Source organism: Mucilaginibacter gracilis (assembly GCF_003633615.1).
Classification (GTDB): domain Bacteria; phylum Bacteroidota; class Bacteroidia; order Sphingobacteriales; family Sphingobacteriaceae; genus Mucilaginibacter; species Mucilaginibacter gracilis.
This window is the reverse complement of sequence record NZ_RBKU01000001.1, coordinates 4006014-4020899: the sequence shown is the minus strand read 5'-3', so window position 1 is coordinate 4020899 and position 14886 is coordinate 4006014. Positions and strand designations below refer to the sequence as shown.

Below are 14886 nucleotides of genomic sequence, written 5' to 3'. Positions count from 1 at the left end.
GTTTATTAAGTTGACTGGTTTTATCGCTTCTGTAAAACGGGTAATCCACTTAATAAAGTATTCTTATATAATCCCGGGTTGGGAATATTTATTTTGTAATATAAGTATATAAATAAACCGTAGTAGTGGTAGCTGTTGATGTACTGGTATTTTGCACATCAGTTTGCTTTACCGGGAAACCCTGGCTATTATATTCGTATGTGTCTTTAACAATTATCGGCACGTGATTAGGATAAACAAAATCAGTTGCTATTATTCCGGTGATATTATTAAGACCAATGGTTGTGGTGAATAGATATAAATTACCTTTTACATTGGTGAAAGGACTCTTTTTTTGGTCGAAGGTAGCGATTACCTGAGTTGTTGGGGTAGTTGAACCATTTAGGTAACCAATCCGGGTGGATAAATTGCCTGCCGCATCATAAGTATATACCTCGTAGTTGTTACCGGAATTATCAATATTATATCTAATAAATTGTTGTTTATCATTTAAAACATAAGAATAGCTACTTGTAGTTGTCGATGAACTCTGGTATGACCTGGTACATGTATTTACATTTATGGTATTTGCGGTATAGGTGAAATTATTTTGTTGATAACCTGTTTTAAAGTTAAAAGTTGCCTGTATAATACGATCGTTATTGTCATAAACGTAGGTATAATCATGTGCTGTCAAATCGTCATAGCGTTCTATTAGATGGTTTTGATCGTCATATTTTAAAGTAGAGATTTCTCCAGTATTAACATTTGTTATCGGGCTTAGTAACAACGTTCCTTGCGGTTGCGCATCGTTAACTTTACGGCAGCCGGTAATAACACTAAATGCTACGCCTATTATAATTGATAATTTTACTTTCATGAGGTAATATTTAGTATTTAGCTAAAATATTAATAAATACTAAATATTACCCATGAAATAAAATATAACCTAATCAATTATCTTGTATAATTAGGTGCTTCTTTAGTTATTGTAATATCGTGGGGGTGGCTTTCGCGGATGCCGGATGCGGTGATGCGCACGAACTGGGCTTTTTGGAGGGCTTCGATGTTGGCGGCGCCGCAGTAACCCATGCTTGCGCGCAGGCCGCCTACGTATTGGTACATCACTTCGGCAAGGGTGCCTTTAAAGTTTACGCGGCCAACAATACCTTCGGGAACGAGTTTTTTGATGTCGTCTTCCACGTCCTGAAAGTAGCGGTCTTTTGAGCCTTGTTCCATTGCTTCGATAGAACCCATGCCCCGGTATGATTTGAATTTACGGCCTTCGTAAATGATGGTTTCGCCCGGCGATTCTTCAACACCTGCAAATAACGAACCTGCCATTATTGAGCTTGCACCTGCGGCTATTGCCTTTGCAATATCGCCAGTGTGCTTAATGCCACCATCGGCAATTACGGGTACGCCTGTGCCCTGCAATGCGCGGGCGCATTCGTAAACGGCATATAGCTGCGGTACGCCCACCCCTGCAATAATACGGGTAGTACAAATAGAGCCGGGCCCTATACCTACCTTTACAGCATCGGCTCCGGCATCAGCAAGGGCCCTGGCACCGTCGCCCGTGGCTACGTTGCCTACAATAACCTGTAATGCTGGATAATGCGCCTTAACTTGTTTAAGCTTATCAATAACGCCTTTGGAGTGGCCATGTGCGGTATCAATAGCAATCACATCAACCCCGGCCTTTACCAGGGCGTCTACACGCTCCAATGTATCGGCGGTAACGCCAACCGCAGCACCAACGCGCAGGCGGCCATGCTCGTCTTTACAGGCTTCGGGGTAATTTTTAAATTTCTGGATATCCTTAAAGGTAATTAAACCGCTTAAACGGCCCTCGTTATCAACAACGGGCAGTTTTTCTATCTTATAGTTTTGTAATATCTCTTCGGCTTGTAGTAAGGTAGTGCCTTCGGGGGCAATAATGAGGTTTTCTTTGGTCATTACCTCCACAACCGATTTACCCATGTTTTTTTGGAAACGCAGGTCGCGGTTGGTGATGATGCCTTTTAATTTATGATCGCCATCAATAACCGGGATACCGCCTATTTTATGCTCCTTCATTATCTTAAAGGCATCGGCCAATATCGCTGTTTCGGGAAGGGTAACCGGGTCTTGTATCATACCACTTTCAGATCGTTTTACCTTGCGCACCTCATCGGCCTGCTGGGCTATGCTCATGTTTTTGTGCAGCATACCAATGCCGCCTGCCTGTGCAATAGCAATTGCCAAAGTTGCATCGGTAACGGTATCCATAGCGGCCGAAACAATGGGCACATTAAGCCTGATGGTACGGGTTAAAAACGACCGGGTATCAACTTCGCGAGGTAAAACTTCGGAGTAAGCGGGTAACAGTAAAACATCATCGTACGTTAATCCTTCGGCAACAAATTTGGCGGGGTCTAATTGCATGGCAAACAATTTTTTGGGGTTATTATTTGCCGGGCAAAGATAGGTAAAAATATTGGACTACGGATGTGTGGTTAATGAATTATTGCTTAAAATGATGCTTAATTAAAATATTTTATAAATTTGACATACCACTATGACTTACACTAACACCAATATTAAAGTTATTGCCTTTGATGCCGACGATACCCTTTGGGTTAACGAGCCTTACTTCCGCAAAACAGAAGAGAAATTTTATGCCCTGCTGGAAAACTTTTTAACCGGGCATAATATTGAGCGCGAACTGCTGAAAACCGAAATTGGCAATTTAGCACTGTATGGTTACGGCGTTAAGGGCTTTACGCTATCGATGATAGAAACGGCACTCAATGTATCGGACAAGAAGATAAATGTTGATATAGTTGAGAAGGTGATAAAGATGGGTAAAGAGCTGCTGGAAGAACCCATTGAGTTGCTTGAAGGTGTTGAAGATGTGCTTGCACAACTGAAACCGAAATACAAGTTAGTGGTTGCCACGAAGGGCGACCTGCTTGACCAGCAACGGAAGCTACATAAATCGGGCCTAGGGCATTACTTTCACCATATTGAGGTGATGTCGGAAAAAGGCGAGGAAGATTACAGCAAGCTGATAGGCCGGCTGGATATTAAACCGGAGGAGTTTTTGATGATAGGTAATTCGCTAAAATCGGACGTGCTGCCGGTGGTAAAAATAGGCGGGCACGGCATTCATATCCCGTTCCATACTACTTGGGCGCATGAAGTTGTTGATACCAATTTCGAGCATCCTAACTTTAGGATTGCGGAGAAGATTGCGGATATTTTAGAATGGATTGAGTAATAATACGAGAAAACGATGCATGTTTTATTTTTACTGGCTTCCCTGATTATAAAACCTCATTTAGACACAGTTGATAACTGGCAGGTTTATCAAAATAAAAAACTTCTGGCTGCCTATAATACTACGGGCGAGACAATTGCATTGAAAAGGAATCAAATTAAGCAAGGCGATTTAATAACCATAAACTATTTTAGAGACACACCGTGCAGCACTTGCAGCACACAGCTTTATATTGAGGATGCTAACAATGCGATACTAAAAACGCTTAAAGCAAAAGGCACTTTTACTCCTTTTAAATTTACGCTCAACGACATTTTAAAAAACACTAAAACCAGCACCTATTTATTTTACCGGTTAGAAGATGGGCAAAATAGTAGGAAGTTGCTATTTAAATTGATGATACGATAATTTATTATGCCATCTACCCAACTCCTTAATATTGCCAAGCGGCTAAAAACGATGTCGCATTTAGGTTTAACCTATGCCAATAATGATTACGATATTGAGCGTTATAAGGAACTTGAACAGATAAGCCTGGAAATGATGCACCTGCTTACCGAACACCCTTTACAAGCACTTGCCCTGTATTTTAACGACAAGAAGGAATACATTACGCCAAAGGTTGATATACGGGCAGTGATATTTAACGAGCACAAAGAGATTTTGCTGGTGAAGGAAAAAGCAGATGGAAAATGGTCGTTACCGGGGGGCTGGGCAGATATTGGCCTCTCGCCTACCGAAATTGCTGTAAAGGAAGCTTTGGAAGAAACGGGTTTTACCGTTGAGGCTAAAAAATTACTGGCCGTTTTAGATAAGCGGTGCCACCCGCACCCGCCGCAACTGGATTATGTTTATAAAATTTTTATCCAATGCGAAATTGTTGGCGGCGCATATGTACAGGCCTTTGATATTTTAGAAGTGGCTTTTTTTGCGCAAAATGCAATTCCGGAGTTATCGATAGACCGGGTTTTGCCGTCGCATATTGATTTGATGTTTGAGTATTTGAATGATGCTGATAAGGCGGCAGTTGTTGATTAAGCGGTAGTGTGCTAATCAAAATCTCTGTGCCCTTCGTGTAAAACCTTTGTGAGCTCTGTGGTTAATTTTTTCACCACAGAGTACACAAAGAGAAAATCACAAAGAGCACAGAGCTAATCATGTTTAATAAGTGATTTAACTCTGTTTTTTAAGATAGGATGTTTAACCCTTCATCACCTCCAACTTTGTTCCATTCCATTCGGGGAACAGAACCCGGTCGTTTTTGAGGCCGAGGTGTTTATCGGCAACATCGCTAAACACGGCGCGGAAATCGGTGGTAACGGCCAAATCGCGGCCATCTTCTAAATTATCTACCGATAGTGGTTTCATATCGCCATATACTTTGCCCCCGGCAACATTGTTACCTAAAATAAAGTTACACGATGCACGGCCATGGTCGGTGCCGCCGGTGCCGTTTTGGTGTACGGTGCGGCCAAATTCGGTCATGGTCATGAGGGTTACATCGTCCTGGTATTGGCCAAGGTCTGTCCAAAAAGCTACAATGCAATTACTTAAATCGTTTACGTTACGGGCAAAAATGCCGTTCTCGGTACCCTGGTTAAAGTGGGTATCCCAACCGCCCGATTCGGTAAAGGCAACCTCTAAACCAACGTCCATTTTTATTAACTGGGCAATTTGTTTTAACGAGTTACCTACAGCAGTATTGGGATAAATGGCACCGTTAGCCGGCTTGTAATTTTTGGTATCGGTTTTTTGCAGCATTTTAACGGCATCAAAACTTTCTTTGCCGGTTTGTTTTAGTAAGCCGGTTGATGCCTGTCCGTACAAATCTTCGAAACTTTTAGCGGCCATGTTAGCTCCCGCCGGGTTGCCGCGCATTTGTATTGCAAAATCCTGAAGGTTGCTTATAGCCAACGACGGATTATCGCCGTAGAAAGAACGTGGCATGGCCGATGTTAAGCTAACCGCCTGGAAAGGCGTTGTAGCGGCATCGTGCCCCAGCAAACCAACAGCGCGGTTTAACCAGCCACTGGCGGTGCCCTTGTTAAACGGCGTGCCCGATTCCATGTAGTCCTGCGCATCAAAGTGCGAGCGGGTATTATTTGGCGAGCCTATACCATGTACTATCCCCAGGCGACCATCGCGAAATAAAGGTTCGAAAGCATTCATTGACGGGTGCAACCCAAAACGGCCATCCAAATCAATTAATGGTTTGTTGGTTCCTCCCTTTGCTGCCGACATAAACAAGGTTGGCCTTGCCGCCTTTAAATATTCGTCGGTAAATGGGGTTACTGCCATTAAGCCATCCATTGCTCCGCGTTGAAAAATACAAACCATTGTTTTTTTCTTTTTATAGGGAGCATATATTTTATCACTGGCAGCGGCTTCGGCTAAAAAACCGGGGATGCCGCCAGCCAAACTCACGCCGAATAACGCCAGTCCGCCTGCTTTTAAAAATCCTCTTCTCGATGTCATGATATTGATATTTAATAGTTAGATGTGTCTTAATTATCTTCTTTGATACTCCGGCGAACCGATAATAACCCCTACCACCTGCGACAGCATATTGTTATTGCCTTTGGCGTTTTGCATAGCATAATCAACATTACTCAGCCTGTTCAAATTACCGGCAGCCTTTTTAGGTTTTGCAGTACCATCAGCGTTCATCATATCATTACTTGGCGCCATGTTCATTTGGGTAGTTGGGGTGGTTTTGCTGGCCGCGGCATCAACCTTGGTTATCAGTTCGGGGTCGTTAACCATTGGCGTTAAGTATTTTATGGTTTGATCGAGGTTTCTTTCCGGAATAATCAGCTTGCTGTACGTTAGCAGGGCCGATTGCGCGCTCTCCGGTTCGTGATGATTGTTAAGCGCAGCCAAATCAAACGTGATACCGGGGATACGTTGCGTAGCGAGTGCCAAACCAAAGTTCATGCGGTTAAGCAGCGCGCCGGTGTTTATCCAGTACTGCCCTTTATCGGGGAAACCTGTTGGAGCCTGATAAAAATACATTTTTTGGCCCATTTTGGTTATCCAAACATACAACTGGTATGGCTGACGGATGGTGGCATTCAAGCTCCTAACCGAACTAATAGCCAACTCAAAAGGCGATTTTGTTTTTTCGCGTAAGGATTCTTTACTCCAAAACTCGGGCGACGAAGCCATTGTTATCATCACCTCGCGTATATCGCCATCATGGTCTGTAAATGATTGGGCCATTTTGTTAAGCAAGGTTTGCTGAGGTGCATCGCTTACAAAGCGTACCGCTAATTTTTTGGTTATAAACTTTGCTGTTGATGGGTTATGAGCCAACATCTCCAACAAGGCCTCCCCTTCCTGGTAACCATCGTTAGGGCCAAAGTATTTACCTAATACCACCTTTTCGCCTACTTCGTGGCGGTTGGGTGTGAATAAAAAATCGCCTTTGCGCAAAAAACCGGGTTGGTTAACGCGGTTTTCAACCAGCTTTTTTAAAGGGTTAGCGTAACCATTATCCATAGGGTAAACCGTCCAACCGGTTAACACGCGGGCAGCTTGTGTAACATCATTTTGAGTATAACCGCCATCAACACCTAAAGTGTGCAGTTCCATTACTTCGCGGGCATAATTTTCATTAAGTCCTTGTGTTTTTTTGGCTTTGATGGCTTGCTTAATAAATTTGGCGCGTTGCGATGTAGAATCGGCACCCATCATCATTTCGGAGTTTTGAATAAATTGGTTTCTGGCTGGCCTTGCGTTGGTGTTGGTGCCCACACTGCTAACCAAATCCAGATAGTACAACATAGCCGGAGATTGAGCAGTAGCTATCAGTAATTTATCAAACTTGCCCAGCACGTTGGGGCGTATCACGTCGCGCTCATAATCGGGTATAAATACGGCGCACTGGTTTTTGGTTATAGATACGTTAAAGTGGTTAAACCAAAAATCGGTTAATACCTCTTGTAACTGGTTGTTGGTATAAGTAGCCCTCAATATTTTTTGATTGATAAACTGGCGCAATAGCTCCTGCTCGGGTTTGTAACCCTTTTTAAGCATATATTCGCTAAGCTGTGTGCGGTATTCTTTTTTGTTGATGGCATTGCCTATGGAGTCTTTACTAATAATGCCATCTTTAACGGCCATCCGGGCTACGGCTCCGCCGCGCGGAAACTCGGCAGCTATTTCGCTATTGCTCAGTTTTAAGTCGGGGTATTGCTGTAACATTTGTTTAAGCGAGTCGTCGGGCTGTTTGGCATCCAGTTGTTGCTCAAACCATTTTTCGAGGCCCATATTAACTACCGCATCTATCTGGCCGGGCGTGGCACCATAGGTAAACCGGTTAAGTAAATGGGCGGCAGCCTGGCGCTCGGTTAAGCCGGCCTGTTGATAAGGAAAGGTAAAACGCTTGGTTGTTGATTTTGGCCCGCTTAAAAAAGAAGATGCCATAAAACCCGTTGTTGCAACGGCCACCGCTATACCTATATACTTTAAAGCCTTCATAATAAAAAAGATGAGCTGTTAATTATATGTATCAGACAAATAAAAATGGCCGGGGTTTAATCATTTGTATAAATTTATAAAAAAGCTGTTACACGGGTACCCGTACACTACTTGTTAACCTTACAGTTATCGTAATTTGCTTTTAATTACATATTTTTACGCACTATGAACATCATGAAAAAACTTATTTTAATTGCCCTGTTTTTTTACATCCCGGTACAGACTATGGCCTGGGGACAATTAGGGCACCGCGTTGTGGCACAAATAGCCGATGCTTACTTAACGCCCAAAGCGCGTATTGAGCTGGAAAAGATATTAGGAAACGAATCGCTGGCGATGGCTGCAAACTGGGCCGATTTTATTAAATCGGACCCTAATTATAAGTATCTATATACCTGGCATTACGTGGATTTGAAAGAAGGAATGACGTTTGAACAGGCAGAAGAATACCTTAAAACCGATACCATACCCAATGCTTTTAATAAGCTAAACTTTATGATAAAGGAGTTAAAAACCAACAAAACTTTAGCTAAAGATAAAAAGCTATTGTATGTACGCATGATAATACATGTTGTGGGCGATATACACCAACCCTTCCATGCGGGCCGTGCCGACGACCAGGGTGGTAACAAGATACAGTTGATGTGGGGAAATGAGCAAACCAATATGCACAGCATCTGGGACACCAAGTTAATTGAAACACAACAATACAGCTATACCGAATATGCGCACAACCTAAACCATACCACAGCCGCACAACGCGCAGAATGGCAAAAAACCAGCCTGGCGCATTGGATATATGAATCGAACCAAATTGCAGAATCGTTATACGGAGAGATTAAAGAACCTAACCAAAAGTTGAATACCTATAACTACATTTTTTTACACATCCATACCGCCGAAGAGCAAATGCTTAAAGGTGGCGTAAGGTTAGCGGGTATATTGAACCAGATATTTGGTTAATAAGTAATTCTCTCGCAAAGGTGCTAAGAAGGGAAGTTTAGTACGCTTTCTTAACTGCTTTGCGAGAGATATAAAATCTGCGCTTATTTACTTAGCCTACTTCCGAAAATAAACTCCTTGTTAACAATCATTATATTATTGATAATTTTTTATTCTCATTAAATAATCTTCCGTTAATTTGGGTTTTATATTCAACTGATAAAAATATACAACTCCGTGAAGATCGCTAAATTAATACCGTTTACTTTTTCGTTTCTATTAGCCACTTTAGCAGCTACTTATTGTAACGCTACCGACCCGGCTACCATTATTGCACGCAAACAGGTGCCCATTTTATGTTACCACCAAATACGCGACTGGACAGCCAAAGACTCCAAAACTGCTAAAGATTACATTTGTCCCATAGCTACTTTTAAGGCCCACATGAAAATGCTGGCCGATAGCGGTTACCATACTATTTTGCCCGATCAGCTTTATGCTTACCTAACTACTGGTGCTGCTTTGCCAAGTAAACCTATTATGCTCACTTTTGATGATACCGACCTTGACCAGTTTACCATTGCCAACCCGGAATTAAAAAAATACCACTACAAGGCTGTATATTTTGTAATGACGGTTTCGTTAGGACGGCCTCACTACATGACTGCCGACATGGTTAAAAAACTATCTGACGAAGGCAACATCGTAGGCAGCCATACCTGGGACCACCACATGGTATCAAAATACACCCATAACGGTGTATTTAAAATTAAAGGCAAAAACGGAAAAATAACCACGCGCCCTGTTGACGACTGGGTTACACAAATTGATAAGCCAACCAAAAAACTGGAAGAAATTACAGGCAAAAAAATGGATTACTTTGCCTACCCCTTCGGGATATGGAACAAAGCTGCCTTGCCCGAACTAAAAAAGCGCGGTTTTAAAGCCGCATTCCAATTAGCTGATAAACGCGACCCGGTTGACCCGCTAATGACCATACGCCGTATTATTGCCAGTGGCTTTTGGACAGCAAAAAACTTGAGCAATAGCATTAAGGCAAGTTTTAAATAACCACATGCAATTGCATATGGAGGCCGTTAACAGCGAGTACTTTTAACGGCCTCTATCTTAAACCGATTGTTTTTTTTACTGATATTTTTCTAACTGTGGAAATGCCAGCGACTTTAATATTCGTTTGTTATTTCCACATTTTGGTAAATCATGGTTGTGATATAAAAACGCCCTTCAACTTAAAGCAAGCTGTTTCGCCTAAATACAACGCACCTGTTACATGGTATAAGCTATCGTTGGTTAGTTTATAATTGATGTTAATATTAATGAGGTTATTTACAGCCGGATTAATTAATTGAATAAATTTTAAATGATCTGCTTTTTTTAACCTTAGGTTTAGCTTTAAGGTTTGCTCCAACACCTCTTTAGTTATTTGCAGCATACATGCACCGGGCAATACAGGCTGACCGGGGAAATGGCCCTTTAAAATATCATGCTGTGCGTTAATTTTTAAGGCGGCTATAATATTGCCATCGTGGTGGGAAGTTGACTCGATATGGTACAGTGAATCCCTCAACATGAGCAGGCAGCAATAAGCATTAACGAATGATACATATTTTGGTAATGATTATAAATCAATACCATTTTTGGCGATTGGTGCTGCGCATCAGCCTCCATTACTACGGTTGGCAACGCTCCGGTTTTAACAATATTTGATGCCAGCCAAAGCGCAAATGACGACGAGGTTGAATATTCGCCGCAAAGGTGTTTGTAATTGGCTAACGTTTTATTTTTAAATAGCGAAATACTGAGTTGCTTGTATACTTCATCGTTTTTAGTATCGCCGTTTTTACCTGTTATAACAAGGTGTAAGTTGGCTATATTGATGTTTTGTTCTTCAAAAAACCCGATGATGCGGTTTTCAATTTGCTGGTTATCAAATTTGCCATAAAAGGTTTTAATCCCTTTTAATTCGGCTAAATTACCTGGCGAAGGTTTATCCGTTATCAAAAAAAATGCAGCCCCCTCGCCACCAATTGTACCCTTTGATGGTGTATTGTACAAATTGAGGTTTGAAATTGGCCAGCGTTTATAAAATGCCAAACGCGTTAAAACCTTAAAACTGGTATCAACCATTTCTTCGGCACCACCTACCAGTACATCGTTAGCTTCGCCCTCATTAAGCAACATCATGGCATCAAACAAAGCACTTTCAAACGAAATACCTTTGTGTACAAAAGTGTTGTTATAGTTGTGGCATTTGAGCATGAGGGCTATTTGAGCGGCCACCGTGTTATGGGTAGATTGTATAAACGCCGTAGGCGGCAGCATTTCTTCGTCAAGCTCAACAATGCGGGTTAAAAACGTTACCGTATCTTCCATACAGCCAAAGGCCGTGCCGGTAATTATGGCGCCGGGCATTTGTACACCGGCATCGGCCAAACATTGTTTTGCGGTGGCTACCCCCATTTTTATCACGTGGCTCATGCGGCGGGCCAGCTTGGCATCAATGTATTTGGTATAGTCAGGGTTGATGGTTTTGAGGCGATTACCTGTGTGTTCAACAACATCGGTTAAAAAGCCAACATCGCCAAAGGTGTTTTGCGGTGATATGCAGGCGGCAGAACGGATATACAGCCTCATATTTTTGAGAATATTAATGATGTACAATTACCACCGAAGCCAAACGAGTTAGACATGACATGGTTGATTGGTTTACCCCTCAGCAGTTCGGTTTCGGGCGTAAAAGGCACCTCTTGCATTTGTGTTTCAAAGCGTAAATTAGGGTAAATTACGCCATGCTTAATAGCCAATACCGAAAATACGGCTTCAACCGCGCCGCTGGCACCCAGGGTATGCCCGGTATACGCCTTGGTTGAACTCATTGGCGGATAGTGCGATGCAAAAAGGCGTTTTACGGCTATTCCTTCGGCACTATCGTTATTGGGCGTGCCTGTACCGTGCAAGTTAATGTAGCTAATATCGGTAGTTTGCAATCCGGCTTTTTTTAAAGCCCCTTGCATGGCCAGGTACGAGCCCGTTCCATCGGGCGAAGATGCCGTTTGGTGATAAGCATCGTTACTGTTGTTATAGCCACTCAATTTTGCGTAGGGTTTTTTGTTTAAGGCATCAGCCACTTTTTGCGATACCAAAACTACATAACCCGCCCCCTCGCCCAGGTTAAGGCCCTGCCGGTTTTCGTCGAAGGGTTTGCAAAGCTCCTTATCTAATATCATTAAAGTATTAAAGCCGTTGAGGGTAAACTTGGTTAAAGCATCGGCACCACCTGCAACTACAACGTCAAGCAAGCCGCTTTTAATCATGCGCGCGCCATAAAAAATGGCGTTTGCCGATGATGAGCAAGCGGTGCTAATGGTGGTCATGTAATCGTTAATGCCCAGTTTTAGGGCTACGGCCTCGGTCATGCTGCCGCATTCGTGGTCAAATACGTTTTTGAGTTTACCTTTGTTATTGTCGGCCAAAAACTCAACAAAAAAATCTTCACTTTTATCCATACCGCCAACAGTATTTGCCGAAACAAAACCAGTACGAAAATTCGATAAATCGCCTATTTCGGCATCATCGAGCGCTTCGCGGGCGGCTGTAAAGCTGAGTAAGGTTGTGCGGCTCAAATTTGCCGGCATATCTGCCCTTGCAGCCAGTTCTTCGTTGGTTAATTTTACCTCCGCTACCGGGAGTTTTTTCCGGTGAATGGTTTGCATTTGTGTAATATCGCCTATCCCCGCTTCGCCGCTTTGCAGGGCGGCAAAACACTGCGCTACATTGTTACCAATGGCAGTTACTACGCCTAAACCTACTATATATACCTCGTTATTCATTATTTTGTAAACACCTTTTCCATATTTTTTGCGGTGAACGGTATTGCTCCGCCGCCTTTTTCAACTAAAAATAAAATGGCCTTAAAGTTGTTGCCAAGCACATCAACCCAACCGCAAATACACGATTCAAAAATATTATTATTGAACAAATGATTAACGTATTGTTCAATAAATTGCGGGTTGAAAGCTGGAGATATAAACAGGGCAGATTCCCCTTTAAAGTTATTCCTGATGCTTATTTCGCCCATCATAATATTTGGCAGCGTATATACAAACAAGGCCGGGCTGGCAATATCGGCTACCGAAGCCATGTATTTAACATCCGAATCTAAACTTGAATTGGCGTTACTCAATACAATGCCGGTTTGGTAAGGTTGATATTTATTTTTATCAAAACTATCTTTCAGCAATACTTCCGATGCCAGCCAACCCAGTTTGCTCAGGTTATCCATTTTGTAAAAGCGCGTATAGCTAAACTGAAAATGCTGATATATGGCAACAAGCAAAGCCTGCAAATTGGCCCCGGTGCCTTTAAACAACTCCTGGCCATTTTTACAAACCGATAGGCTATTTATAGTAACGCTTGCGCTGATATGTGTATTTAACGGCATCAATTTGTTTTGCTAAATATAACTGCCCCGTTACAACCGCCAAAGCCCGATGCCGTTTTAAGGCAATTTGTTAATTTACCCGTTGTTAACTCACTGCTCACGTTTATAGGGGTTGTTACGCCAATTTGCTTGAAACCGGGAGTTGGTAAAATTACGTTTTCTTTTAACGATTTTATGCTCATGATAGATTCTAACAAACCGGCAGCACCCAGGGTATGCCCGTAAAAGCCTTTTAAGCTATTGACCGGTATATGCTTTAAACCAGCCAGGGTTATGGCCCTTGCCTCCATCTCGTCGTTATAAAGGGTTGCTGTGCCGTGGGCGGATATGAGGCTGATTTGATGCGGCAGTAGTTGAGCCTCGCTTAAACTTGTGTTAATGGCCTGTGCCAGCTCTTCGCCCGTGCGCGACGGGGCTGAGATATGGTTGGCATCATTACTGGTAGAACCGCCTGTTACCTCTACGCCCGTGCTGTATTTAGAATTGGATGACAGGATAATAGTTGCTGCTCCCTCGCCCAGCGTAATGCCATCCCTATCGGCATCAAAGGGCCGACAGGGCTGCGCGCTAATGGCATTGAATGACTGAAACCCGGATAAAATAAATTGTGAAATAACATCGGCACCGCTAACAATAACGGTATTAAACTGCCCGGACTCAATAAGCCGTTTAGCAGTTAAGATGCCCAAAATACCCGATATGCACGCGTTTGATACCACAACAGGCTGCGTGGTGATACCAAAATAACCGGCCACTAAATTTGCCGAAGTGTGTAGTGCAATACGCTTGTTTAATTGTGGCGTTTGAATATTGTTTTCTAACAAACCAATGTTGCCTTTGGTGGACGAAATAATAAGCCCCGTTTTGCTACCGGCAATATCAGCAGTTGTATTTTGTAAGGCCTGCTCAATTGATGCAATGAGCAATTGCTCAAATTTGGTATAAACGGCGTTATCTGCATAAGCACCTGCCTTAAATAAGGAAGCATAAAACGGCAGTGCCGCCATTTGGGTATCATGATGAAGGCCAATGCCCGAAACACCTTTTTTTATTTGCTCAAAATTAGCATCGGTTGTTAGGCCTATTGGCGATATGATGTTATCAGAAACTACGTAAACCCCTGCCATTATTTGCTTATAAATATCTTCATCTCGCATGTTGCCATTAGGGCATCATTGCAATGTACCGTTCCGGTAATTACGGTAACATCAAAAATGTGGTTTTCTATTTTAATTTCGGTAATCAATTGGTCACCAACTTTGGGCAGGGCAAATATTTCTAAATTTTTAACGGCGGCAATATAGCCAGGTTCTACAGCTTTATTTTGGCTCATGGCCTGGTAGCCCGCTTTTGCTGCTGCGGTTTGAGCTATGTTTTCCATTAAGCCCGCCTCGGTAAACAGGCCGTTTTGTACCATTACGTTATTACCGGTTATCGTAAATATGGTGCGCGCTCCGCTATCATTTGCATCCAATAACGCATCTACCATTACAAATGGCGGCCTTTGCGGAATGAGGTTAAGAATATCGGTTTGGTGCATTGTTTTTACTATTTGTTATTGCGATGGCTTTAGGCACAACAAATATGTTCCTTTTTTCACTTATTCGTGCATAAATTATGGTGTGAGGGTTAAAAACCAATATAAAGCGTAACCAGTGTTATTGCCATATAATTGGTAATGGTTTGAATACTAATGAAGTTGAAAATTTATGCGGCCTAGCTGCCACCATTTTAGGATAAATAGAAAAACCCTGGCCCTGTT

The 14886-nt window shown here is 42.6% G+C and carries 15 protein-coding genes; 5 read left to right on the top strand and 10 right to left on the bottom strand.

What is annotated here, in order from left to right:
• Window positions 1-88 precede the first annotated feature (88 nt).
• Both BDD43_RS17855 and guaB read right to left on the bottom strand, forming a co-directional pair.
• Window positions 89-859 (bottom strand): hypothetical protein, encoded by a 771-nt coding sequence (locus BDD43_RS17855; RefSeq protein WP_121198952.1) that lies wholly within the window; start codon window positions 857-859, stop codon window positions 89-91.
• Between the two features lie 77 nt (window positions 860-936).
• Window positions 937-2406, bottom strand: coding sequence for an IMP dehydrogenase (gene guaB / locus BDD43_RS17850; protein ID WP_121198951.1), 1470 nt, complete (start codon window positions 2404-2406; stop codon window positions 937-939).
• 133 nt (window positions 2407-2539) lie between these two features.
• On the opposite strand from guaB, the gene BDD43_RS17845 reads away from it, so the two are divergent.
• The 3 genes from BDD43_RS17845 to BDD43_RS17835 are packed head-to-tail and all read left to right on the top strand — an operon-like array spanning window position 2540 to window position 4279.
• Window positions 2540-3241 (top strand): HAD family hydrolase, encoded by a 702-nt coding sequence (locus tag BDD43_RS17845; RefSeq protein ID WP_121198950.1) that lies wholly within the window; start codon window positions 2540-2542, stop codon window positions 3239-3241.
• Window positions 3242-3256: 15 nt separating this feature from the next.
• Window positions 3257-3649 carry a hypothetical protein gene (locus BDD43_RS17840; RefSeq protein ID WP_121198949.1) on the top strand — a complete coding sequence of 131 codons (393 nt, stop codon included), beginning with the start codon at window positions 3257-3259 and terminating at the stop codon, window positions 3647-3649.
• A 6-nt stretch (window positions 3650-3655) separates the two neighbouring features.
• A complete protein-coding gene (locus BDD43_RS17835; protein WP_121198948.1) occupies window positions 3656-4279 on the top strand; it encodes an NUDIX hydrolase N-terminal domain-containing protein in 624 nt (207 codons plus the stop codon).
• Window positions 4280-4441: 162 nt separating this feature from the next.
• Here BDD43_RS17835 and BDD43_RS17830 read toward each other — a convergent pair whose 3' ends face one another.
• Both BDD43_RS17830 and BDD43_RS17825 read right to left on the bottom strand, forming a co-directional pair.
• Window positions 4442-5716, bottom strand: coding sequence for a DUF1501 domain-containing protein (locus BDD43_RS17830; RefSeq protein ID WP_121198947.1), 1275 nt, complete (start codon window positions 5714-5716; stop codon window positions 4442-4444).
• 33 nt (window positions 5717-5749) lie between these two features.
• A complete protein-coding gene (locus BDD43_RS17825) occupies window positions 5750-7720 on the bottom strand; it encodes a DUF1800 domain-containing protein (protein ID WP_121198946.1) in 1971 nt (656 codons plus the stop codon).
• A gap of 174 nt (window positions 7721-7894) precedes the next feature.
• Here BDD43_RS17825 and BDD43_RS17820 point away from each other — a divergent pair, with 174 nt between their 5' ends.
• Both BDD43_RS17820 and BDD43_RS17815 read left to right on the top strand, forming a co-directional pair.
• Window positions 7895-8683: a S1/P1 nuclease gene (locus BDD43_RS17820; RefSeq protein WP_246001652.1), complete on the top strand. Its 789-nt coding sequence runs from the start codon at window positions 7895-7897 to the stop codon at window positions 8681-8683.
• A gap of 234 nt (window positions 8684-8917) precedes the next feature.
• Complete coding sequence (locus tag BDD43_RS17815; protein ID WP_394339636.1) at window positions 8918-9733, top strand: polysaccharide deacetylase family protein; 816 nt, start codon at window positions 8918-8920, stop codon at window positions 9731-9733.
• 148 nt (window positions 9734-9881) lie between these two features.
• On the opposite strand, the gene BDD43_RS17810 is transcribed toward BDD43_RS17815, so the two are convergent.
• The 6 genes from BDD43_RS17810 to BDD43_RS17785 are packed head-to-tail and all read right to left on the bottom strand — an operon-like array spanning window position 9882 to window position 14664.
• Window positions 9882-10253 (bottom strand): hotdog family protein, encoded by a 372-nt coding sequence (locus tag BDD43_RS17810; RefSeq protein ID WP_121198943.1) that lies wholly within the window; start codon window positions 10251-10253, stop codon window positions 9882-9884.
• The gene (locus BDD43_RS17805; protein WP_211339689.1) at window positions 10247-11317 is read right to left on the bottom strand and encodes a beta-ketoacyl synthase chain length factor; all 1071 of its coding nucleotides are present in this window, start codon (window positions 11315-11317) and stop codon (window positions 10247-10249) included. The genes BDD43_RS17810 and BDD43_RS17805 overlap by 7 nt, the downstream gene beginning before the upstream one ends.
• Window positions 11314-12513, bottom strand: coding sequence for a beta-ketoacyl-[acyl-carrier-protein] synthase family protein (locus tag BDD43_RS17800; RefSeq protein WP_121198942.1), 1200 nt, complete (start codon window positions 12511-12513; stop codon window positions 11314-11316). Before BDD43_RS17800 ends, BDD43_RS17805 begins: the two co-directional genes overlap by 4 nt.
• Complete coding sequence (locus BDD43_RS17795) at window positions 12513-13124, bottom strand: hypothetical protein (protein WP_121198941.1); 612 nt, start codon at window positions 13122-13124, stop codon at window positions 12513-12515. Before BDD43_RS17795 ends, BDD43_RS17800 begins: the two co-directional genes overlap by 1 nt.
• Window positions 13124-14251, bottom strand: coding sequence for a beta-ketoacyl-[acyl-carrier-protein] synthase family protein (locus BDD43_RS17790; protein ID WP_121202024.1), 1128 nt, complete (start codon window positions 14249-14251; stop codon window positions 13124-13126). The genes BDD43_RS17795 and BDD43_RS17790 overlap by 1 nt, the downstream gene beginning before the upstream one ends.
• Window positions 14251-14664 (bottom strand): 3-hydroxyacyl-ACP dehydratase, encoded by a 414-nt coding sequence (locus BDD43_RS17785; RefSeq protein ID WP_121198940.1) that lies wholly within the window; start codon window positions 14662-14664, stop codon window positions 14251-14253. Before BDD43_RS17785 ends, BDD43_RS17790 begins: the two co-directional genes overlap by 1 nt.
• Between the last annotated feature and the right edge of the window lie 222 nt (window positions 14665-14886).